Consider the following 22,936-nt stretch of genomic DNA (forward strand, 5'->3'; position numbering starts at 1 on the left):
TCTAGCGCCGAGAAGTGGCGACTCAATGGATGTGCGGCATGGCCGCAGACCCTTCCCGTTACATGCGGGCACACACGGCGATGTTCGGCTTACCAGCCAAAGCCTACACCAACACCGATCTGCGACTCGCCGCCACTATATGAACCGCCCAGCGTGATCGCGGCATTGGTTCTTTCGATCACACGCTGATAGCCGACCGAGAGCGCCCTTTGGCCCCCTTGCGTGCCGACGCCGGCGCCCACCTTGTTCTGTCCGCGGACAGCCGATACGCTGGAGGTCATCATCGACATGGCCGTTCCCATCGCACCAATCCTGTCGATTCGGCGATTGGTCATTTCAAAACGATCATCCATGTCCTGGCGCAGGCCTTCCACGGATCCGGTCAGCGATTCGAAATGCGTATCGGCGTAGTCCTTGGCCATCTGGACCTGCTTTTCCACCTCTTCCCGGCTGATGGTGTCGCCCGGCTCCGGCGTGGGCCTAGCGGGCGTAGTGCCACCTCCGCTCTCGACCTCGGTCAGGCGACCATCCAGGCCATCGATTCTTCCCTGCAGGTCATCGCGAATCTGCCCAAGCTGCTCGCCATTGACTGCATCCCGGCTGCCCATTCCGATCTGCCCATTGGCCACACCGGTCAGTACGCGCGCGCCGTCGGCACCGGCAAAGCTGATCCGATTGCCGCCTTGATCTTTACCCACGCTGATATCGCCGGTTACCCCATCCTGACCGACCAGGGAGTCGCCTGGGACGGTGCCGCCCTCTTCCAGCCGGTCGACGCGCGCACTCAAGTTGCTCACATCCTGGTTGGTCGCGTGCAGCTGCCGGCCGGTCACCGCGTCGGTGCTGGTTTCTGACAGCTCACCTGCCGCCACGCCGGTCAACACGCGTTCGCCCCCTGCGGCCCGGCTTGTGCCTGTCCCACTGAAGTCCACAGTATCACCACCCACATCCTTGCCGAAGCTCAGTACACCGTCCGCATCGGGCAGCTCGACAACGGCTTCGCGCTGCTCCACCTCACTCAACCGCACGTCGACTGCATGCAGCTGGCGACCGGTCACCGCATGGGTACTGGTTGTCGACAGCTCGCCGTCGGCCAGCCCCGTCAGCACGCGCACTTCACCGTTCTTGTTGGTGAAATCCACGGCCATGCCTTCCACGCCCGCACCCACCGACAGAACGCCGGTGTCCGGGTCGAAGACCACATGGCCTTCGCCGCCACCGTCGCCAATCATGCCTTCCAGGCGCTCGATCTCGGTCTTGTTGGTGGTGATGCGGATGTCATGGCCGCTCACGGCGGTCTTGATCTCGCCCACTTCCGTGGCCAGCCCGCCGATCTGACCGACCAGGCCGTCGGCGCCGTTGATCGCATCCTCGTGCGCATCCACCTTGACGCCCGTCTGGTCCACCCGCGTATTGGTGGCATGCAGCTGCGCGCCGGTCACGGCATCAGTGCTGGTGGCCGACAGTTCGCCGTCGGCCAGGCCAGTCAGCACGCGCGCTTCACCGTTGCTGTTGGTGAAGTCCACGGCCATGCCTTCCACGCCCGCACCCACCGACAGAACGCCGGTGTCCGGGTCGAAGACCACATGGCCTTCGCCGCCACCGTCGCCAATCATGCCTTCCAGACGCTCGATCTCGGTCTTGTTGGTGGTGATGCGGATGTCATGGCCGCTCACGGCGCTCTGGATCTCGCCCATTTCCGTCCTCAGCCCGCCGATCTGACCGACCAGGCCGTCGGCGCCGTTGATCGCATCTTCATGGGCATCGAGCCGGTCGCCATGATCGGTTAGTGCAGTCTGGATACCGCCCATTTCCGTCGTCAGACCGTCGATCTGATCGACCAGACCATCGGCGCCATTGATGGCTTCTTCATGCGCATCGACCTTGACGCCCGTCTGGTCCACTCGCGTATTGGTGGCATGCAGCTGCGCGCCGGTCACGGCATCAGTGCTGGTGGCTGACAGTTCGCCGTCGGCCAGGCCAGTCAGCACGCGCGCTTCACCGTTGCTGTTGGTGAAGTCCACGGCCATGCCTTCCACGCCCGCACCCACCGACAGAACGCCGGTGTCCGGGTCGAAGACCACATGGCCTTCGCCGCCACCGTCGCCAATCATGCCTTCCAGACGCTCGATCTCGGTCTTGTTGGTGGTGATGCGGATGTCATGGCCGCTCACGGCGCTCTGGATCTCGCCCATTTCCGTCCTCAGCCCGCCGATCTGATCGACCAGGCCGTCGGCACCGTTGATGGCTTCTTCATGCGCATCGACCTTGACGCCCGTCTGGTCCACCCGCGTATTGGTGGCATGCAGCTGCGCGCCGGTCACAGCATCAGTGCTGGTGGCCGACAGCTCGCCATCGGCCAAGCCAGTCAGCATGCGCGCTTCACCGTTGCTGTTGCTGAAGTCCACGGCCATGCCTTCCACGCCCGCACCCACCGACAGTACGCCAGTGTCCGGGTCGTAGACCACATGGCCTTCGCCGCCACCGCCGTTCTCTGCGGTGGTCAGCCGCACATCCAGTTCGCTCAGCGCCGAACCCACGTCGGTATGCGTCTCGTTCCTAAGTACATAGCGCGGAGCCCTGAAATTTCCCGATGCGTCAATGCTCGCGCCGCCGCCCAGCGCGCTGGCGGCACCTTTGAGTTGCTTCAAGTTGACCGCATCGTAATCGGTCGTCCCGTTGGCCAGGTTGACGACGCGGCGACGGGTGCCGTTGTTGCCCACCGACACCGTGTAGTCCTCATCGGCCACTGAGCCAGCGCCCAAGGCCACGGACTGCTCCCCGTAAGCATGGGCGTTGGAGCCGATAGCAACGGCCGCATCGGCCTGCATGGGGTGCCAGTTCGGGTCATCGTAGTTCATTCCCACCAGCGCGTTCCTGCCGATGGCGATGCCGTTTACCCCGCCACTGCCGGCCGGCTGGCCATCTTCCTTCAGTACCTTCGCACCCGCGCCCCACGCCAGGCCACCGGTCGCGGACACATGGCTGTCCTGGCCAATGGCCATGGTGTTGTACGCCTCGGACTTGGCATTGGTGCCGATCGCGAACGAGTTCTCACCGGTCGCGCTGGCGGCGCCACCGATGGCGATGGAATTTCGGCCGGCCGCATCGGCGTCGGCGCCCTCGCTGTTGATGCTGATATGTTCGTGCACGGAGGTCGCATTCGGGCGGGCAACCTCACCATAGGTCGCTGCCGGGGCTTCGCTGCCTACCACGCTCCGTGCCACCTGATCCACGCATTCACCCGAAGAAACAGTCGTGGCGTCCGCCGCCGTCTCCAGCGGCGCGCACTGCGCATCGCCTGAAACTGGTTCAGTGATCGTATCCACCTGCGAGGCGCCGGCAGTACCCAGCAGCAGTGTCAGGGCCAGCGTCGCAAGCTTGGCCTTCTTCCGGCGGCCCTTGGAAAGTTCGGAAGCGACAACCCAGGTATTGAGCGAGCGATTCCAGATGACGCGATAGATGAGGTTCATGGTTGCGGTCTCGCACGGGTCAGGCGAGGAAGCGGCTTCAGGTCTGCGCCCGATAAGTGCTCGCCCATACCTGGCCCTATGAAATTAGAAGAATTGATCGGCGATTCCTGCATCACTCGCACAGGAGGCCCCACATCCTACGGATTTCGACGCGTGGCGATATGCAAGAAGCTCGAGACCCAATGAATCAAAAACTTTAGGATCAGCGCGGGCAACGGCAATGAGCCTGATGCTATGCAGCACTGACGCCTATGCGCGCCGCGCCGTGGGCAAGCCGATCACAAAGCAAAACCAGCCCTTCATTGATCGCAGTTGCGACGACCTCGGGAGCATCACGATTCCACGGCCGGAGTGCAACGCCGTCTATCGTGTGATTCTCAGCAATGGACACTATCCCTTACAGCATCAGAATGACGTCCCTGCCAGTCCCAACAACCAAGGCCAGGGCATGGCCGCCGTGCGTCAGGGAGTGTGTGGCCTTGACCAGGTTGCTGCTCTGGGCGCTGCATGGGGCGAAACTGGATGCGCGCGATCGACTGGAGGTGCGCCGGAACCTGACCCGGCCGCATAATCCTGCCGTGCTGCGGATAGCCCTCTCCAAGCCGCCGTATGACAGCACCGCGCGTTGGGACCGTCTGGGAGAGGCGCACAACGCGCGGGCGCGCTCCCTAAATCAGTCGTTGAATCCGCTGAATCGTCTCAGCCGAGCGGCATACCCGATCAAGGTCGATACCATCGCCTCCAGCGCGGTCGCGCTCGTGCGTGTCCGGCGTGTCTGGATGAATACCGACTCGTTCGGTGTTCACGCAGGGCTCGCTCATCTGGCCGGGGAAATGAAGCGTTGCCCGGAGGAACGTCCAGCTGCTTCGGAAATCACGAACAGCTTCCCTGACGGCTAGCGGTCCTTCGTCGAAATTACCGGGACAGTTCACTGAAAGCCGATACAATCGAATCCTCAAAATGGGACGTCAAGCCAAGAGGGTGCCTGGATCGGGGCATCGGTAATGATCATCACCAGGCACAACAGCAAGAACTAGAAATCGGTGAAACTGCTCACGGATCCGCGTCAAAGATCACGGTTACGCCACCACGCCACACCGATCCACCTTGCGACAGCATTTCACTCAGCGGTGCACCGGACACCGAAAATCGTAGCCGTGACGGGCGATTCTCCACGTACTCGACGGAGCCGAATCTCGGCGCAGGATTCAACAACGTCAACGCCGCATCCACTGCAGGTGCACCTGTTGACACATCGAACATGCCGGGCATCGTGATGGAAATATCGAGTGGCGCTTCGGCGCTGTCACGGTCGCTGCGGATCGCACAGCGCTCACCTAACGTATGCTCGCAGGCCAGTCTGACGCCAAACCGCCCAGAACTGGTGAGCTGGAAAGGCGCTTCCTGCTGCAAGCGGGTGGGCTTACGCCCCTGCTCCAACCAGGTGGACCACCCCCCAACAGGTTGCAGAGCCACCTTTTCGCTACCGGCGGGCAGCACTACACTGAACTCGTGGGCCACTGTGAGGGTCAGATTGAAGCTTATTTCATTATCACTGTAGGTTCCGTATCCAATATCGAAATCCCCACCTTCGCCAACAGTGTATCGGATCACTCCCGTATAGATTCCGTTCTTCATCGCCAACGGATTGGGTGTCTCCAATGAATAGCCCACGGCGATGCTGTCAACTGTGAATCCAACCCCAGGGATCGGATAGGGCTTGGGACGGCGCCAACAGTAGGATCTGCCTTCTGGTAGCTGCCACCCGTAGTGGTACCAAGAGCTAGTGCTGAATCCCAGACGACCGCGACATCCGCCAACCGCGGCCCCGCCTCCTCCTGGCTGGCTACCATCGGGCCCTTTCCTCTGTCGCTGTGAGACCAGGTTCAAGCGGAAACGAACAGTATGGGCAAGACCATCGGGCCCAGTTACATCCACCGTTCTCCAGCTGGCATCAATCGCAGCGAAATGCCACTGACGATGGTCCTCCTGATCACCTTCCAAAAGTCGTTCAGTAATCGTGATGCCGGTCGCAAGGCTGACTTCACCTGGTGAGCAGTACGCAGGGTATTGGGCACAATAGCCCGACTGAGGAGTAGTATTTACAAATGCGTTTCTCGTTGGGTCTAATATGGATGGCTCAAATCGGGCGGTGATCGGTATCTCCACAGCCACTGCCGATTGAGAGCTCACCCCCAGAATTAGTAAGCAAAGGACAGCCATGCGCCCAGCAGCAAAATAGATTGGCATCACGAAATGTCTCCTGGAACCCAAGATTGCTTGATTTTATTCCCCCGGCTATTTGGGTACAAAATATGCCACTGCTTTGAGCCGGACGCTGTTGGTTCTAGTGATGCAAACGCTCTTGATTCAGAGTCAGCAAATTGACTAATTTTCATCGCCAAGCTTACTCCCCTTGGTGTTCACAGCCGTGACGGAAACGGCGCCTGTCGATCCGCAAATGACGTTGCCCGCCAACAGCACGTTATCCTGCAGCTGACTCTGTTCGATATCGAAGGTAATGCTGCAATTGCTAGCGGCTGCTGGCTGCACTTCTAGCGTCGGCTGGCGCCTACTCATTTCCAGGGTGAAGAAGCCATCAACCTCGCTGACGCTACGCCCTGCATGATTGACAACGTACGCGCCACCTAACGGTTTTCCATCGGCATCACGCAAGTGGCCCATCACTGTGACGGTGCTGACCACGTCCACCTTTCCGTATGCTACCCCGCCCTTGTTGAGATGGTAGTTGAGCGAAGCGGGCTGAATCGCCGCCGCCGGCGCGGCGCGGCCATCGAAATCAATGTGAAGGTTGCCGCTACGGTACGCCGTCACCGGTAGGAAGTTGCGGCCTGGCTGCAGCAGGTAGGAATCGCCACGACTATCGATCGCCCGCAGCGAAACGCCCGGCAGGTCTGAGGAAACATCCAGAATCATGCCAGTGCTGGCGTCTCCTTGCAGCGCGCCAGCCACAACCAACTTGCCCCCGCCGATGGCCATCGTGCTTTCAAGGTTCACGCCGCCGCTGAGCAGGCCGCCACTTGACGAACGCTGGGCATAGAAGTCTCCGACCAGGGCCGGGTGTTGGAAGTTCGCGTTGGCGCTCAGGCCGACGCCTTCACCGTCCAGCGAAGCCTGTGCACCCACGCGGCTGATCGGTGCGTCGTCGAAGCTCTGCTGCACACCTGCACTGGCATATAGATCGCGCCCGCCGTCGCGACCTGTGCGGCTGCCTAAGCTTCCACTGTAGCGGCGCCCATCCTGTCCCAATGACAGGTTCAAGGTGAACTCCACGCCTCGGTTGCGACGCTGACCGGTGCTGGTATTACCTGGGCGATCGAAAACCGATGCACGCCAAGTTGCATCGGTACCGAATAGAATTTGGCGTTTACTATAGGCTAGGTCAAGGCCGGCGCCGCTGCTGACGCCTCGGTTGTAAACCGCGCGCGCGGCTAGGCTACCAGTGTCGCCTACGCGATGGTTCAGCGAGACCGCGCTGCTGCGTAGCCAGCCCGAGCGCGTGTCAAAATCTGGCACGACGGGGCGGAACGGAATGTCCTGGTAGACACGCCGCTCCTGCCAAGTCCGGTTGTGTGAAACGGTGACAGTCCCCTGACTGTAGCGCAGCAGACCCTGAAAATCGACGCCACGGCCATTACGATCAGAGGTGTACGCATTGGTGTAGACGTTTAGGCGATCGCTGGCATGCCAATCCAACGAGGTGGCGACTGCGCGCTCATCACCGACCTGCTGTGCGGCCAGACCGACCACGGCCCTCGGGTGGGCCAGATAGTTCAGGATGCCGCCCACGGCGACATCTCCCTCGTCCGGATCCTGAAAGCTGTCGAACAGACTACGCTGCTGTCCCGCGAATGCGCTGTAGCGCCAACGCTGACTGGGGTCGCGCCAATGCGTGGGCTTGTGAATCAGGCTAGTCTCACGCGACGTTTCGCGACCATCTTCGATGACCCGTAGTTCGACCTCGTAGATGCCACCCGGCAGGCGCCTAGTGTCTAGCTGCTGCAGACCAGGCTGCAGCGACTGGGTGTGAATCAGGGCGCCATCGCGGTACACCTCCACGCTACCCTCTCGGTTGGCAGTGACATATACCGGATAAATGCTAACCGCTTGGCTGTCGATGCGTAGATTGTCGGACGAGCCAGCCATCACGCCAACTGTGGTGTAGCTGACAGCACCAGGCGCACGTGGCTGCCGCGTCACGCCCTGAAAGTTGGGCAGGAAGTAGCCTACCCGCAAGAAGTGATCGTTGAACTCTCGCTGTGCATAGAGACTTTGCACTGCGTGACGCAACGCTCCATCCTCACCGCCGCTGCGATCAACCTGGTAGCTGGCATTAGCAGTCCACTGGCCGATGCTGCCCACTGCGTCCACCGCGTAACGTCCGGATGTACTGAAGTTATCACCGCCATAGACATTCAGATGATGGCGCAGAATCAAACCACTGCTACCGCTTTCGGGCAGTGCATGATGCCGTGCCACGCTGACGGCAATCGCCCCTTGCTTGGTCGCGATTGACAGTAGCGAACTTTCCAGACTGTAGTGCAGCTGTGCAAGCCCACTTTCGCACTCACGCTCGCACGCACCCAGTGGGCGCTGCGAGGCAAGCACGGCCAACCAGCGCTCACGTTCGCTATTGGGTAGAACACTCTCGTGGCTGTCAGTGAAGTCAATCAACCGGATGGTATTGTCACGGGCGAGCAACGCTCGGGCGTCGCCGAGGTAGCCACCATCAAGCTCGATGCGCAGTATCAGCGGCACATCGAAAAAGTGGTCCTGGAAACCGTCCGGCAACGAGCCCGCTTGGTCCAGCAGATTGAGGTTATCCAGCGCCGCCGGTGCCGCCTGCGCCGTTGCACAGCCACAGGCAAGCATTACAGCGGCGGCGAGTGGTCGGAAACGGAGCACCATGGCGAGTCCTTGAATAAATGAGGGGCGCTTGCGCGCCCCTCTAGATCGCAGCAACTACTGCTGGGTGGAGCAATTAGTGGGACGATTAAGGAGCGACGCTTTCAAACATCATGAAAACGTTACCCTGGTAGTTGCCCTGGGCGTAGCCAGAACCGGTCGGGGCTGCGGCGGAAACCCTCATCGGGACGCGCTTGCTGGCCGCGGCTTCAGTTGCGGATGCGATCTGGACGGCACTGGCGGCACCCACCGGCAGCGTCATGCCCGCCACCGACACGTTCAGGTCGATCGAGTTGGCAGCGCTGGTCAGGACGGCATTGGTGGTCAGGTAGGCAGTAATTGCCCCCAAACCACTCTTCACGTCGATCTGCTGATCAATCGGATCCAAGCGGCTGGTAGCCAGGTTCCAGCGCATGTTCTGCGTCGTACCGGCCCAATCGCCGACCGGCGACACTTCCAAGCCAGTCGACGACGGCACGGCAGCTTCGACGGTGAACTGTAGGTTGAAGGTTTCGGCGAAGGCAGCGGCCGGAGTCAGGATAATGGCGGCCACGGCGGCCAGAGCGGTCTTCTTGATGGTCATAACGAGGTTCTCCGAGGGAGTGATGATGGCAAGCGGAAGCGTGCCGATGGATGGCGATTCCCGATGGGAATCTAGAGGCTGAGCTGGACGGCACTACGGCTGTCCCCCTCAACGAGTTCGAAGCGATGTTGCAGATCCGCACGACGAGCGAAATCCTGAGTGCGCTGCGGCAGCAAGTGGATCTTGCGGGGCTCGCTGCATTGCGGAGCCTTGCCGCTGCCAATGCACTCGCGCAGATTATCTAGCACTACCGTGGCGTTGCCGAGGTTGCGCAGCACGAATTTGTCGCCTTGCGCTTCGGTACGCACGTCATAAACAGGCTTGTTTGGGTGCACAATTACGAACACCCCATAACCCGTCATTACGTTCACGCCCACAGACAATTTTTGACCATACTCGACACTTTCCAATTCACTCAGCGCGAACTCCCCAGCCTTGGGCATGACCGGAACAAAACGCACGCGGTAGTAGCGCTCTTGGTTGCGGTCGCCCTGGTAGAGCAGGCGCGTGGCTTGCTGGCCATTGGCCGGAACGATCATCCGCGACGGGCTTGCGATCAGGCCAGTTGTGGTTCCGCCGACAGACGCCTGGGAAGTATCTACATCCAACTCGCGCGGCATAAAGTCGGTGCCGTAGTGCACTTCGCGCACGTCGATGCGAACGAATGCAGTGGCATCACCACTATTGCGAACGCGCTTAAGCAACGTACTCTTGCTTGGCTCGAAGTATTCGTACATCGCCCCAACATGGATGACAGGAGCGGCGGCGTGAGACAAGACAGGCGCCACCGCGGCAGCCGCCAGAAGTAACAGACTTTTCATCGGATGACTCCATTATTTGGCAGTTCAAGCAGCGGCGCTTGAATCTAAAAACTACGCAACAGAAGAATCGCTATCACCGGGCTCCGTACTCGCTTGCATTTCGCGAGCTTGAGGTAGATCCGCAATCGAGACTCGACACAATATGCCTTGAAGACGATGTCGCGCCAATACAACAATCTCTAGAAAACAATTCAGGAGATCGCCCGCGAATACCACGTCCGTGAAATTATTGAATTATGGCAAGCATCGCACATCCCCGCCCTTAAAGGATTGCAATTAGTTCGAATTTTCAATGAGTTGTGCACACTGAGGCCGCGGGTCCCGACAAATTATTGAATTAGTTTCATAGCAACCATTTTTGCTATGGATGAGAATGCCGCACCACCCGCAAATCTCGTAATGCGGCACGCCCCTTTCCATGACGGGGCATCCAATTTGTAAGAGGTACAGATCGTGCTCCCCCTTTCCCGCGTCCTCGCCATCGGGGCGCATCCGGATGATATCGAACTGGGCTGCGGTGGCAGCCTGGCAAAGCTCGCCCAGCGCGGCGCCACCGTTCATGCTCTGATCCTGACGCGCGGGAGCCAAGGAGCACCGGAGCCCATCGACCGGCCTTCCGAATCGCACGCGGCGCTGCGCTCGCTGGGAGTGGAGCGGATCGACCAGCACGATCTGCCCGATACCCGCCTGGACAGCCGCGTGCCGGCGCTGATTGCCGCTATTGAACTGGCCTGCAAGCGGGCTGCACCGCAGCGCGTCTATACCATGTTCGAGGATGACCGCCACCAGGACCATCGCGCGATCTTCCAGGCCAGCATCATCGCCTGCCGCGGTGTGCCACAGGTGCTGTGCTACGAGACGCCTAGTTCCTGGCCGAACTTCGCCCCGTGCATCTACGAAGACATCGGCATGCACCTGGAGCAGAAGCTGCATGCATTGTCGCAACACCGCAGCCAGCAGCATCGCGAGTACATGCAGCACGACCAGGTGCGATGCTCGGCGCATTTTCGCGGTCAGCAGGTGGGATTGGGTCCCAGCGAGGGCTTCATCCCCTACCGCATGGTGCTGTGATGAAGACCGCCTTGTTCCTGGTGATGTGCGTGGTGATCGGCAGCCTGCTGGCGATGCGCTGGCGTAGACGACCGAGCGTACACCTGCGCTGCGTCGATGCGGTCGTGGCCGCCTACAACGAAGAGCCCTGCCTGGATCAATCGCTGCGCAACCTGCTGCGCAATCCCTACATCCAACAGGTGATCTGCGTGAACGACGGCTCCACCGACGGCACCGGCGAGGTGATCGATGCGCTGGCCCGCGAGTTTCCCGGGCGACTGGTGGCCATTCACCAGCAGAACACCGGTAAGGGCGGTGCATTGATGAACGGGATTGCCCACGCGACTGCGCGTCAGGTGTTCCTAACCGACGCCGACACCTTCGTCGACCCCGCCAGCAACGGGCTGGGCTATCTGCTGGCCGAGATCGAGGCAGGCGCCGATGCCGTGGGTGGCATTCCCTCGTCCAACCTGCGCAACGCAGGAGTACTTCCACACATCCGCGCCAGCCTGAAGATGCCGATGATCATTCTCAAGCGCAGCTTCCAGCAACTGCTGGGCGGTGCGCCCTTCATCATTTCCGGCGCCTGTGGCATGTTCCGCACCAGTGTCCTGCGCCGGGAAGGCTTCACCGACCGCACCAAGGTCGAGGATCTGGACCTGTCCTGGACACTGGTGGCCAAGGGCTACAAGGTGCGCCAATCCAACCGGTGCGTGGTGTACCCGCAGGAATGCAACTCAATGCGCGAGGAATGGAAGCGCTGGCGCCGCTGGATCGTCGGCTATGCGGTGTGCATGCGCCTGCATCGCCGGCTGCTGCTCACGCGCTTTGGCCTGTTCAGCATTCTGCCTATGCTGCTGGTGGTGCTGGTCGGCCTGGCCGCGATGGCGCTCGCGTGGAGCGGCGCGCTGCAGGCGCACGGCCCGGTCGGCGTGGTGCTGGCGTTGCTGCCATGGGCATGGGTGGTCATCGCGATGGCGTTCGGGCTAATCAGCGCCATCCACCACCGCTCGCCGTTGCTGGTGCTCACCGCCGGCGTGGCCGTGCTCTACGTGCTGTTGGCCTACCTGATCTGGCTCACGCATGGCCTGGCTGGCCTGTTCACCGGCAGGGAGCCCAGCCGCGACAAACCGACGAGGTACGCCAATGTGGTGGAATGAACTCGATGCGCTGGCCGAGTCCCTGGCCAGTCTTGCCCCAGCGATTCACCCCACGGCGGAGGTCGCGCCAACGGCGGTACTTGCGGGAAACGTGGAGATAGGTGCCGGCACCCGGATCTGCCACGGGGCCTACATCCTGGGACCGGTACGGATCGGTGCCGACTGCGTGATCGGCAACAACGTGCTGATCCGCGGACCCGCCGAGATCGGTGACCGCACCCGCATCGGGTTTGCCACCGAGCTGAAGAACGTTACCGTCCAGCACGATGCCAGCATCGGCCCTCAGTGTTTCGTGGCCGACTCCTGCATCGGCGCACACGCCTACCTGGGAGCGCAAGTGCGCACCAGCAACCATCGCCTGGATCGCGCCACGATCCGGGCGATGGTCGACGGCACGTTGCGGGACACCGGCCGCGACAAACTTGGCGCGCTGATCGGCGCCCACGCCAGCCTTGGCGTGCAGGTCATCACCCTGCCCGGTCGTGAAGTTGCCGCACATACCCAACTGGGGCCGCGCATCACCGTTGAACGCAATCTTCCGGCCGGGCGCTATCAGCTGCGCCAGTCGGTCGTCGCCTGTTGAATCTCACCGAGTCCCTCATGACTGCCTCTACCCTCTTCACCCGCCTCGGCGCCCCCTTTGCCCTTGCCGCACTCCCGCTTGGCGCCCATGCACTGGAGCTCAAGAGCGCCGCGCTTCACCATGAGCACACTGCGTATTCCGCCCAGCGCGGCGAGCGCGATGTCACCCAGGTGGATCTCGGTGTGGATGCCGGCAAACACACCCTCGTGTTTGGCCTGGCCCAGGGCCGCCGCGACTTCGGTGGCGATGTCCACCACGGTGAACGCGCCAACGTGCTTGCCTACCACCACTGGAATCATCGCTGGTCCGGCCGCAGCGTGGTGGCTTATGGAAGTGACGATGCGGTGTTCTCCAACCGCGACGTCGGCCACCAGGTGAACTACAAACTGCGTAGCGACCTGATCGTCCACGGCGGGGCCAGGTGGAGCGCCTACGAGGGCAATGTCGAGGCACTGGCGTGGCACGGCGGGGCCAGCCTGTACCGTGGCCGCTGGATCACCTCGTACCGGTACACGCATTACGACCTGTCCGACCGCGATGACGGCGGCAGCCATCTGCTGTCCCTGCGTCTCCGGGATACTGTGGGCGCCGGTTCCACGCAGCTTTGGATGGGCCGCGGCACCTCCGCCTTTGCATATTCGGCCGGCCCCGAACTGCGCGACAGTCACTCAAAGGCGATCAGCCTGCGCCGCGTGCAGCCACTGACCCACGCGCTGCGGCTGGATGCGGTAGTCGGGAGGACGTGGCATGACAGCCCGAACCAGCGCTACCACGGTACCACCGGGCGCGTGGGCGTGAGCTATCACTGGTAAGGTCCTCATGCGACCGCGCCCCATCGTTGGGCGGACCATTCAACAATGGATCAACAGCGCAGCGAGCGCCAACACCCACAAGCCGTGAACTGTCTCAGCTCCAGAGCGAACACCCACAACCACCCCACTGCACCGCCCGGCTGAACCTGTCTGGCGTCGAGGGAAACTGCCACAGGGGTGTCGCTCCCCATCCTCCCCCTGTTGTTTTGTCCACACGAGCGATTCAACGAATGGAAACGTGATCGCGGTCGCGGAGTTGATTGATCAGGGTTCATCGCACCTCCATTTTCACCCTCCCTTGATTCCGACACGCTGCTACTGCACGGACCGTCCAAGACGGACGGTCTTGTCATGCCACGAGGACGACGTCATGAAGCGAGAATGGAAGAGGCGCAGTTGGATGCAACGTACCCACCAGTGGGGTGCGCTGGCGATGGGAATGGCGATGGGAATGGTAGTACTGCCCATCCGGGACGCGCAGGCGCATGGCGCCGTGGCCAAGCCCATAGCAAGGCAATACCAGTGCTTCATCGATCGCGGTTACGACGATCCGGGCAACATCACGATTCCACGGCCGGATTGCCGCGCCGCGTACCACGCGGTCACCGAGCAGGGCTATTACCCCTTCCAGCAGTGGAACGAGGTGGCCGCCAATCCACACAACCAGGGCCAGGACATGGCCGATGTGAAGCGCGCCGTGCCCGATGGCCTGCTCTGCGCCGGTGGCGATCCCAGGAAGCGCGGCCTTGACCAGGTCGCCACGCCCTGGGCGCCACATCCGGCGACACTGGATGCGCAGGGGCGGCTGGAAGTGCGCTGGGACCTGACCCAGCCGCATAACCCTGCCGTGCTGCGGGTATTCCTTTCCAAGCCGTCCTATGACGGCAGCCGCGCCCTGCGCTGGGACGACCTGGAAGAGGTGTACAACGCGCCGGCGCCCGCCCCGGAACCGGCCAACCCGCCAGGCAAGCCGCACCCTACCTATACCATCAAGGTGCCCATTCCCGCCGGACGCGAAGGCAAAGCCGTGCTGTACAACTACTGGCAACGCCAGGACGCCGGCAATGAAGGCTTCTTCAACTGCAGCGATGTCGACATCGATCGCAATGGCGGCGTCGACCCCGGCTTCCCGTGGATCGAAGAGAAACCCTATCTGCCCGGATTCACCCCGGCAGTGGGCGACACGGTGCGGTTCCGCGTGATGGGCGGCGATGCGGGCACGCCGGAAAACAAGTCCGGCATCGAGCGCGTGGACGTCAAATGGCCGATCACTGCAGCGAACGTCGTCAACCATATGTGGGCCCGTGAACTGGCCGAGAAATTGAATGCTGATCATGCCGTGTATGTACGCATCGGGGTACTGCGGGACACCGTACGCAGCCGAGGCAAGCAGAAAGCAAAGGAAATCGTGTTGGACCGGAGCAATCTGGCGGCCAACCGCATCTGGCTCAAGGATGGCTACAGCAGCGCCTTCAGCCTGGATACCGGCGGGCCGGTGGAACCGGGCCACCACTGGCGTCGTGACGCGGTAGCCACCTACCGACAAGGCACGACGGTCATTGGCCTGGATGGCGAAAGCTATACGTGCATGGAAACAGCGTGGTGCAGCCAGATACCGCCAGCAACCTGGGGCGACAAGGACTGGCCGTATGCAGCCGGTAGCGAGGCCGCGCATCGTGAAGGGCATCCGGCCTGGAAGCCCACTGCCGGCGCCAAGGGCAGAGCGAAAACCGGGCATCATTGATCTGCGTCCGGGCCAACCCGAACAGACGCGCCGGTTTGCCGTGCGCGTCTGTTCCATACAACTGCCAAGCGCAATTGGCGCTACTGAAGAGCCCGAACCAAGGTAGAACGTCTGTAGCACATTCAGCGGAACAACGTCCTGCCAGATCTGGCAAATGATCGGCCTCTACGCATCAAACCACACTGCGCCCCGAGCTCCGGGATTACAGCTGAGAAAATTTCGCAATTGTTGTATGGGGCATCCGCTTCGATGATGGCAATGTTCAGCCTCCATTCCCAGCGCGCCAGCGGCACAGGCGAATGCAATCATGAACAACGTGCTCGCCCCCCGAAACAGCCTCTTGGCCATCACTTCCATCTCAGAGGAAGCAGCGACTGCGCCTCGTCGTTCCGCTTTAGCTCTGCTATTGAGGGAGGCAGCGTCCGAGGATGGCGATGTGCTCTACCCATTGCTAGCAATGTTGTTAGAAACCCATCTTGACTACGGCCATGACGACGGCCATGGCTATACGCGCATCCGTGATAGTTTGGATAATGTTGAGCTGCTGCTCGCACTGGATATTGAGCGCATGGGGCTTCGGCGGTCCCACGCCCCTACGGTGCACGCGCAGCTAGCGCTCCGCGCAGGATGCGTTAAGCGATCAGCCCGTCGCGCAGACGGGCAACCATAGTTTTGAACCTAGGGGAAAACATAGGTTCAGCCGTTAGGGACGATGCATGGACCGGACTTTAGTTGCCCGGCAAGCATAGATCTTCAATCACGGCTGCCTAGCCCAAGGCCCCTAGGCATCTGGGCGGAAGCTTCTACAGGTCAGCTTCACAGCTAATCTTTGGCCGTCCCTATTCATTCTCGTCTATCTCCAAGCATCGCGGCGCTGCAACGTCAGTCCGCTCAGATCCGGCGACGTGGAGATCCTTGAATCTCTGACCACCTATGTGGGCCTTACACCATAGTTCGTGTAGCAGACGAACACATAGCTCGCGCAAACCGGGGCGATTGAGGCACCAACTATAGTGTCAATGCACACCATAGTTTGCTCCGCGCGCCAGCGCATTGTCCGGACTGCCCTGCTGGCCAGCCCCCTACTTCGCCTCGTCATCGCCTACAGGAATTTTTCCGCCGAAGTAAGTTGACACTTCTGGCCAGATCGAGGAAATCGGAGTTCCCGAATTACTGCACTCCCCAAATGCCCTGCCCTTGTTGTGCAGGACTAGAGCTCGGTGGTTCTCTCGCGCAATGACAGGCGACCCTGAATTTCCGACCTCGGTATCGCAGCTGTATACTGGCTCGCGCCTGTAGAAGCTATCGATCCGGCATCGCCCTTCAGGCTTGTCGCTCACCACGCTTAGCTCCTTGCGCCGCCCCCCGGGGTGACCTGCGATGAAGATCTCGGTGCCCAGGACCGGCTCTGCGACGTCCAGACCTAAGTAGCCGAATTCGGCGATCGCACCGAAGTCCTTTACGGTGAATAAGGTGTAGTCGAGTCCAGGACTGGTCTTCAACAGGATATCGCCGGCAACTCGGACTGGCGCTACGGGGCCAATGTGCTCACATGCTGGTGCCTGATAGTCGAACCAAAACTCCGCACCTGCGATCTCATCAGCCTCATCGGCACAATGGTTATTGGTGAAAAGCAGGTTATCTGGACCAACTCGCCATGCGGTGCAAGTAAAGCCGTCAATCAACAACATCCGCGCTACCGGGCGCGAGCGATCAAAAGCAACGGAGTCGTCGGAGGCGAAACAGGCCACCGGCCGCTTGTTGTCAGCCATGCAAATTTCATTCGTACCCGCCCCACCGCCCCTCCCCATCTGATGCCGCTCGGCCAGCCTTTCCTCCGAATAGCCCTCCAGATAGCGTTTCACCTCTACACCCTGCCCGGGCAACCATGACTCGCCCGCCCATCCGACGATGCGAAGCGACACCACCGGGCCAAGCACGGACATGGCCGAGAAGCTCGTTGCGCCATCCTGGCCCAACAACTCTTTAGAGACCTTATGAGCATCAAGCTTTGTACGGCCATAGCGATAGACTTGCATTCCGTCTGGACTGGCGACTTCCAAGGTCACGCCATCGGGTAGAGAAAACCGTTCGAAATGGACCTTAATAAAAGTTGCGTCCGCCGCTCGAATTTCGATCGATCGATGACCGGCATCCAAGCGAATATCGACACTTTTGGGCTCGGCGACCCTTCGCAGATTGGCGGACCTCGAACCACTGGGCGCAGCAGGAATAGCGACCGATGGTACCAGCAGCAACATGATAGCAAGTGATCCAAGCTTCATGACTTGAGTCTCCAATCGAAATTATTTCGATAGTGTTCGGGACAGTCTGATTCCGTCGAACAGATAGATACGCCCAAAGGCTGCCTGAGAAATTACAGACACATTTACAGAAGTTCTGTGACCACAGTCGCTATACGCCCCAGCTATCGAGCATCCAAACCTCCAGGGCGGGCGGAAATCTTGATGTGGAATATGGAATATCGAACTATTTGCAGATCAATCGGATGGCCGTTTCGCTAGATTTTACGATCCTCGTAGAGAAAGGTAAGCTCATGCCCGTACGACGCCGCACTGAAGATCACAGCGATTGCAACGCGTCCCGTCGCAATCTTCTGAGAGGCATCGGGGCCACCGGCGCCGCGGCTTGTGCGGCGATGGCGGGAATTGGCCTCTCCCTGCCGGGCGACGCCTTCGCCGTTGCCTTGGAGAAGGACGAGCGCGATGGGTTGAGCCCCCAGCAGGTGCTGGATCGGCTGATGGCCGGAAATGAACGCTTCCGGACCAACCGCCCCCTTCGCCACGACTATCTGGCCCAGAAGGCAGCCACTGGCGGCGGCCAATATCCCACCGCGATCATCCTCAGCTGCATCGACTCGCGCGCGCCAGCTGAGATCCTGATGGATGTTGGTATCGGCGAAGTGTTCAATACCCGCCTTGCCGGTAACCTGATCAACAGCGATGTGCTGGGCAGCATGGAGTTTGCCTGTGCCATGGCCGGTGCCAAACTAGTTCTGGTCATGGGCCACAGCAGCTGCGGCGCCATCAAAGGCGCGATTGCGGGCGCGCAGATGGGCAACCTGACAGGGTTGGTCGATCGCATGAAGCCGGCCGTGGAAGCCACGGTATGCGATGGCAGGCGCGATGAGAAGAATCTGGATTTCGTGGATGAAGTAGCGCGCACGCACGTGCGCATGACAGTGCAGAGCATTCGTCAGCAGAGCAGCGTGCTGGCCGGGCTGGAGCGGACCGGCGTGATCGCACTGAAGGGCGCGATGTACCACCTGAAGGGCGGGCGCATCGAGCTGCTCGACGCCTGAAGCAGCGACGGGAGCGGGGCTTGTGGCATCGCGGTCACGCGACACGGATAGGGTGGTCTGATGCATTCCCCTCAGGGAATTGGACGCCGCCTTGGGGAGCGGACGCGGTTGCACCTGACTGAGTCAACGTTGCCATGCCACGCCAACTTCCAGTTCTTCCCACTAGCCGCCGTCGAGGGTGGGGCACGCTTTAGACAAGGTCCACGAGGTCGCGCTTCAGGATTTCGCCCATATTGATAAAGAGGATTTACAGTTCCGCGATCATCGCGCGAATTCGCTCATGGCGGCCGCGCGGCAGTATTACCTGCTATGAGGTGAAACCGGTTTGGTCCACTACGTACCGTACCGTTACCGCCTCCAGTAGGATCCCACATGCGAATACCCACCCTGGATGACCTGACTCCTTGGCTGTCGCCGCAATCGCTGCGGCGAACGGATCACTCGGTCCGTAGCTGAATGCGCAAGGCTCCTCATTCAGCCCAATCGCCATGAGACACCTCACTCGCGCCCAAGCCGCCAGGCACATGGATGCACATAATTGAGAAGACATCACCGATTAAGATAGGCACGGCTCCGTAAGGACGAGATGAGAATATGCATCCAGAGCACGTAAAGCGCGTTCGGCTGTTTGCCGCAACATCTCTCTACAGCCTGCGCCTGGGCTTCACACTCAGCCGTCGCTGCTGCACTCCGCGTGGGTACCGGCGTGATCGATTGACGCTTCTGATGGGCGCTCCTCCCGAAGCTGGCGCGTTGGTTGCCGCGCCGGGACGCGCGGAGGGAAGTTCTGAAGGTGCTGCTGGGTCTAGCCAAGCACCTACAACCTGCCAGACGCTGTAGAAGACAAGCTTTGGCTGAAGTCGTTTGACGGGCCGCATCTGAGTTCGTATGGGTCGATAGCGCCGGAAAACTCAATGGCGCCTTCCGCTGCGCAGCCGCCGGAGGCGTCCTCCTCAATCTCTTCACACCGTTGCAGGTCTAGTTCTCATAAACACCTGAAATGGAGTCCGGTACCAACGAGCTACTGAGGCATGCAATTAATTGGAGAACTCAGGCGATGGGCCCGGCGCAGGCCCCGCCCCGAGAATACCCCCTGTCGCTTATCGGGCCCTGCAGGAGTGCGACACATCGTTGAAGACTCTGGTGCCACGCCAAGCGTAGAAGACGCTTTGATCATGAGGAGGTGGTGCGCTGAGCCCGCGCTCAACCTGTGAGAAGCACACCTGTCACTGCCAACAATGCTACCCCGCTCAGTGCTGACCATCAGATATCACCAGTGAGGCGTCGATCCCAGAGAATCAGCAGAGCAACAGAGGCCGTCGAGAGCAGTAACCCTTCAGTGGCGCCTGCCTGGTATTCTGCAGCAGCCGCCAACCGGCAAGACCGAGAGCCAGCCAAGTTCAAGTGACGCCTGCATAGAAGACAATCTCAGCGCGCATGTCGAAGCAAGTCCTTGGTCAAGTCAAAGCCAACTGCCTTGACAGGCAGCTGGCGGCGTGACTATTCCCACTTCAGTAGGTGTAGCCCATATGCAGCTGGGCCTGCGTGTCAGTGACGTCAAATTTGCGCTGCGCCATCAACGCGGCGCTGATCGACAGGCGCGCCCGTCGATAGTCAGCGCCCAGCATCAGCCGAAAGTCCGCCCCTCGTGGGATCGCACCCGGGAGCTCAAAGGCCTGGCTGCCGGCGCCATGGAGATGTGCAACTCGACTGCTGGCATTGCCCACCACGGATCCAATCAAGGCAACGTCACCACGCAGCCGCCAGTTCGTGCCGAGTCGCGCGCCCATCGTTGAGCCAAGTTCCATCTGCACGCCGCTGCGCGTGCCTGCGCCCACCGAGAGGCCAAAGGCGTGCGCGCCATACTCATGGAAGCCCTGCTCGCGGCTGTGGTAGGCGCTGACACCGATGCGGGGCTGCCAGTGCACACCGCCTGCGTGAATGTCCCGGCTGAGGTGGCTGCCAAAGCGCGTGCGCGACAGACTGCGGCGGCTGTGCGATTCGAGCTGGGTGCTGCCCCAGCTCAGGCTGCGCTGGCCATCCAGTTGGTGCCACTCGTTACCCAGGCTGTACTGCAGGGTGAATGCGCCCAGCGACTGACCGATGCCTAGGCCGGCAAAACGGGACTGGTTGCGCGTTTGGCCGCCATCGCTGGAGAAATCCGAACCGAGCATGCCCGAGATCAGCTGCAGCTGCCGCCCCCCCGCCATGGGAATCTCCACCTGCATCCCTGCACCGGTCCCGCGCACGCCGTAGGTGGCCTCTGAGTCGGGCCCGAAGGCCAGGACGCGATGTCCGTTGACCGGCGCTGCCCGCGCCAGGCTGGACCAGAAGGCGTCACCGTCAGCGGCCGAGCGTACGCTCGAGGCGGCGAGTTCGCTGCCGGACAGTTGCTGCAGGGCACGATTGAACGCAGTGGCATCGGCCACTTCCAGGCTGTGATAGAGCACGTTGTTGTCATAGCCCGCTTCCAGCGCACCGGCCACCCCCAGGAGTGGAGCGTCGGCAAGTTCGCGGTAGTCATTCCGGGTCATGACCACGTCGACGCTGCCGTGATCATCGCGCTCGGCCTGCGCGCGCCATACCACGCTGGTACTGCGGATATTCTGTTCGCCTCCTTCAGCGCCGGAGAATACCTGGGTCAGTCGCACCTGCGAGGACGCGGTGCCTCGGGTGAAACCGGTATCCACGGCAACATCAGACAGCTGCCCTCCCTGGTGCAACACCATGCGGCCGGCGCTGCCATCGGCGTTGGTCCCGACCGTATACCCGCTGATACCTCTCGGGGCTTGCCAGCCCACGTCCGGGCCGGGTCGATTGGCGTTCGCGGTCGTATCGTCGGCGTTGATGCCGCTGCCATTGCCGTAGACGTGAACGACGCCATTATTGATCAGCTGCCCGCCGGCGCCCGGCCCCATACGGAAGGCGTGCGAATTGTCTGCATGAATGTTGATCACGCCGCCGCGGCGGTTGTTGATGATGGCTGAGCCGTCGGACTGCATGGCGACCATGTTCTGGCCATTGATGCTGCCGGAGACGCCAAGATTGATGGTGCCGTCATTGATGAGCGTGGCGCCGCGACCACCGGACATCGCCACCGCGTTGTCGCCAGTGAGGGTAATCGTGCCTTGGTTCAACAGTGTTGCCCGCAGGCCCTCGGCATGAAGCACCGACAGGCCACGGGCCTGACTCAGGATATGCCCGCCCAGGCGATTGATCCCGGTGCTGGCGTGACTCTCTGCGATCAGGTTCAGGACGCGAGCATCGGCCAGCATCTCGATCGTGCCACGATTGTTGAAACTCTCGATGACATCGCGCTCAGTACCCACCTGCGCAGTGACGGCATTCACCAGCGCGCCTTGGTGCAATACGCCGGATGCGCTGACCGTGCCATGGTTGTCGAACTCAGACATCCCGTTGAGAACAAAGCCGCCGCCATTGACGAGGAGCCTCGCATCGCGACGACGCTCACCATTGTCAAACTCGCTTTCGCCCTGCAGGGTGAGCAAGGTATTGTGCAGCTCCATTTCCCCCAGGTTCTCAATGCCCGAGTCACCGTTGAGGGTGATGCTGGCATTGCGTGCCAGCAGACCGCCGACGTTGTCAACGCTGGCGTCACGCCGCAACAGCAACTGTCCATGCAGCTCTACACGCCCATGGTTCTCCATATCGGCGTCGTTCTCCAGCACAAGCCGTGCCTGCTCACCGACGGTGATCGTGCCGTAGTTGCGCAGGTCACCATCATTGAGAACACGAAGACTGCCCGCCGTAAGCTGCAGCTGCCCGTCATTACGAACGTTGCCCGAGATGCGGGTATCAACGTTCTGGCTCCAGATGGCGTGTGCGCCAGCGGCCGTCAGTGTCTGCAGAGGCCCAAACTGGCCTCCTTCCTGGCCGGGGGTCATATCGCCACCGTTCCCGCCGTTCTGGCCGCCGCCGTTACTACCACCGCCACCGCCGGCAGCTGCAGCACCACCAGCCACCAGGGCCAGGCCACCCATCAGCCAGCCTTTCATGCTCCGGGCATCGCCCTGGTCGTCAGGTTCGCAGCCTTCGGCTACAGAGATGGCGTCGCACTGGTCATCATCTCCCGCGTAGGCGCTCTCCGGTAAGCCCGAGCACAGGGCGAGTGCCACCATCAAGGAAAGAGGACGTTGAGCAACGAGGGGACGACGCATGCAGCAGATCTCCGAGCACGAAATTGAGTGGCGAGGTGCATAGCACCTGCGAGGTCGCAGAGGACCTAAGGCAATGCGAATCGTGATGGAGAACTGCGTCTATGTACCTACAACTTGCTCCAAAACCAACGACTGTGACGACTATCGCTGGTGTCAAGGGCGCGGCTTGTCTGCAATAGACGAGCGCGTGCAGAGACATCATGCCTCCTCCCTAGTTATGGGCCTTCCGTCGGTGCAAAATTTGCGAGGAGAACGCCAGAGTCTATCTATTCCCAGTTCAGCGA

Annotated in this window: 15 protein-coding genes; 8 read left to right on the forward strand and 7 right to left on the reverse strand. The window is 61.1% G+C overall.

Annotation, left to right across the window (positions count from 1 at the left end):
• Positions 1 to 89: 89 nt before the first annotated feature.
• Positions 90 to 3,473 carry an ESPR-type extended signal peptide-containing protein gene (locus AC13FN_RS02520; protein ID WP_482993485.1) on the reverse strand — a complete coding sequence of 1,128 codons (3,384 nt, stop codon included), beginning with the start codon at positions 3,471 to 3,473 and terminating at the stop codon, positions 90 to 92.
• Positions 3,474 to 3,952: 479 nt separating this feature from the next.
• Here AC13FN_RS02520 and AC13FN_RS02525 point away from each other — a divergent pair, with 479 nt between their 5' ends.
• Entirely contained in the window at positions 3,953 to 4,372 is a 420-nt protein-coding gene (locus tag AC13FN_RS02525) for a hypothetical protein (RefSeq protein WP_482985217.1), read from the forward strand.
• A gap of 154 nt (positions 4,373 to 4,526) precedes the next feature.
• Here the strand turns inward: AC13FN_RS02525 and AC13FN_RS02530 are convergent, their stop codons facing one another.
• Positions 4,527 to 5,147 (reverse strand): hypothetical protein, encoded by a 621-nt coding sequence (locus AC13FN_RS02530; RefSeq protein WP_482985216.1) that lies wholly within the window; start codon positions 5,145 to 5,147, stop codon positions 4,527 to 4,529.
• 231 nt (positions 5,148 to 5,378) lie between these two features.
• Here AC13FN_RS02530 and AC13FN_RS02535 point away from each other — a divergent pair, with 231 nt between their 5' ends.
• Positions 5,379 to 5,528, forward strand: a complete 150-nt coding sequence (locus AC13FN_RS02535) for a hypothetical protein (RefSeq protein ID WP_482985215.1) — start codon at positions 5,379 to 5,381, stop codon at positions 5,526 to 5,528.
• 333 nt (positions 5,529 to 5,861) lie between these two features.
• Here the strand turns inward: AC13FN_RS02535 and AC13FN_RS02540 are convergent, their stop codons facing one another.
• The 3 genes from AC13FN_RS02540 to AC13FN_RS02550 all read right to left on the reverse strand — a co-directional run bounded on the left by AC13FN_RS02540 (position 5,862) and on the right by AC13FN_RS02550 (position 9,803).
• On the reverse strand, positions 5,862 to 8,402 hold the full coding sequence (locus tag AC13FN_RS02540; protein ID WP_482985214.1) for a TcfC E-set like domain-containing protein: 2,541 nt from the start codon (positions 8,400 to 8,402) through the stop codon (positions 5,862 to 5,864).
• Between the two features lie 85 nt (positions 8,403 to 8,487).
• Complete coding sequence (locus AC13FN_RS02545; RefSeq protein WP_482985213.1) at positions 8,488 to 8,982, reverse strand: CS1 type fimbrial major subunit; 495 nt, start codon at positions 8,980 to 8,982, stop codon at positions 8,488 to 8,490.
• 71 nt (positions 8,983 to 9,053) lie between these two features.
• Positions 9,054 to 9,803, reverse strand: coding sequence for a CS1 fimbrial subunit B flags: Precursor (locus tag AC13FN_RS02550; protein WP_482985212.1), 750 nt, complete (start codon positions 9,801 to 9,803; stop codon positions 9,054 to 9,056).
• 453 nt (positions 9,804 to 10,256) lie between these two features.
• Between AC13FN_RS02550 and AC13FN_RS02555 the strand changes: the two genes are divergently transcribed.
• The 5 genes from AC13FN_RS02555 (at position 10,257) to AC13FN_RS02575 (ending at position 15,152) form a co-directional block, all read left to right on the forward strand.
• A complete protein-coding gene (locus tag AC13FN_RS02555) occupies positions 10,257 to 10,874 on the forward strand; it encodes a PIG-L deacetylase family protein (protein ID WP_482985211.1) in 618 nt (205 codons plus the stop codon).
• Positions 10,874 to 12,013 carry a glycosyltransferase family 2 protein gene (locus tag AC13FN_RS02560; protein WP_482985210.1) on the forward strand — a complete coding sequence of 380 codons (1,140 nt, stop codon included), beginning with the start codon at positions 10,874 to 10,876 and terminating at the stop codon, positions 12,011 to 12,013. Before AC13FN_RS02555 ends, AC13FN_RS02560 begins: the two co-directional genes overlap by 1 nt.
• The gene (locus AC13FN_RS02565) at positions 12,000 to 12,596 is read left to right on the forward strand and encodes an LbetaH domain-containing protein (protein ID WP_482985209.1); all 597 of its coding nucleotides are present in this window, start codon (positions 12,000 to 12,002) and stop codon (positions 12,594 to 12,596) included. The genes AC13FN_RS02560 and AC13FN_RS02565 overlap by 14 nt, the downstream gene beginning before the upstream one ends.
• A 17-nt stretch (positions 12,597 to 12,613) precedes the next feature.
• Complete coding sequence (locus AC13FN_RS02570) at positions 12,614 to 13,408, forward strand: YaiO family outer membrane beta-barrel protein (protein ID WP_482985208.1); 795 nt, start codon at positions 12,614 to 12,616, stop codon at positions 13,406 to 13,408.
• A gap of 238 nt (positions 13,409 to 13,646) precedes the next feature.
• Positions 13,647 to 15,152: a lytic polysaccharide monooxygenase gene (locus tag AC13FN_RS02575; protein ID WP_482985207.1), complete on the forward strand. Its 1,506-nt coding sequence runs from the start codon at positions 13,647 to 13,649 to the stop codon at positions 15,150 to 15,152.
• A 1,082-nt stretch (positions 15,153 to 16,234) separates the two neighbouring features.
• Here AC13FN_RS02575 and AC13FN_RS02580 read toward each other — a convergent pair.
• Positions 16,235 to 17,437, reverse strand: coding sequence for a trypsin-like serine peptidase (locus AC13FN_RS02580; RefSeq protein WP_482985206.1), 1,203 nt, complete (start codon positions 17,435 to 17,437; stop codon positions 16,235 to 16,237).
• Positions 17,438 to 17,646: 209 nt separating this feature from the next.
• Between AC13FN_RS02580 and AC13FN_RS02585 the strand changes: the two genes are divergently transcribed.
• Positions 17,647 to 18,474, forward strand: coding sequence for a carbonic anhydrase family protein (locus AC13FN_RS02585; protein ID WP_482985205.1), 828 nt, complete (start codon positions 17,647 to 17,649; stop codon positions 18,472 to 18,474).
• A gap of 1,511 nt (positions 18,475 to 19,985) precedes the next feature.
• On the opposite strand, the gene AC13FN_RS02590 is transcribed toward AC13FN_RS02585, so the two are convergent.
• On the reverse strand, positions 19,986 to 22,652 hold the full coding sequence (locus tag AC13FN_RS02590; protein ID WP_482985204.1) for an autotransporter outer membrane beta-barrel domain-containing protein: 2,667 nt from the start codon (positions 22,650 to 22,652) through the stop codon (positions 19,986 to 19,988).
• Positions 22,653 to 22,936 lie beyond the last annotated feature (284 nt).

The organism is Stenotrophomonas sp. 115C5 (assembly GCF_056861055.1).

What these genes read in the sequence shown, in the direction of transcription:
- AC13FN_RS02520 (WP_482993485.1), bottom strand. Translation starts at nt 3,473, where the DNA reads ATGAACCTCATCTATCGCGTCATCTGGAATCGCTCGCTCAATACCTGG.
- AC13FN_RS02535 (WP_482985215.1), top strand. Translation starts at nt 5,379, where the DNA reads ATGGGCAAGACCATCGGGCCCAGTTACATCCACCGTTCTCCAGCTGGC.
- AC13FN_RS02540 (WP_482985214.1), bottom strand. Translation starts at nt 8,402, where the DNA reads ATGGTGCTCCGTTTCCGACCACTCGCCGCCGCTGTAATGCTTGCCTGT.
- AC13FN_RS02545 (WP_482985213.1), bottom strand. Translation starts at nt 8,982, where the DNA reads ATGACCATCAAGAAGACCGCTCTGGCCGCCGTGGCCGCCATTATCCTG.
- AC13FN_RS02550 (WP_482985212.1), bottom strand. Translation starts at nt 9,803, where the DNA reads ATGAAAAGTCTGTTACTTCTGGCGGCTGCCGCGGTGGCGCCTGTCTTG.
- AC13FN_RS02560 (WP_482985210.1), top strand. Translation starts at nt 10,874, where the DNA reads ATGAAGACCGCCTTGTTCCTGGTGATGTGCGTGGTGATCGGCAGCCTG.
- AC13FN_RS02565 (WP_482985209.1), top strand. Translation starts at nt 12,000, where the DNA reads ATGTGGTGGAATGAACTCGATGCGCTGGCCGAGTCCCTGGCCAGTCTT.
- AC13FN_RS02570 (WP_482985208.1), top strand. Translation starts at nt 12,614, where the DNA reads ATGACTGCCTCTACCCTCTTCACCCGCCTCGGCGCCCCCTTTGCCCTT.
- AC13FN_RS02580 (WP_482985206.1), bottom strand. Translation starts at nt 17,437, where the DNA reads ATGAAGCTTGGATCACTTGCTATCATGTTGCTGCTGGTACCATCGGTC.
- AC13FN_RS02590 (WP_482985204.1), bottom strand. Translation starts at nt 22,652, where the DNA reads ATGCGTCGTCCCCTCGTTGCTCAACGTCCTCTTTCCTTGATGGTGGCA.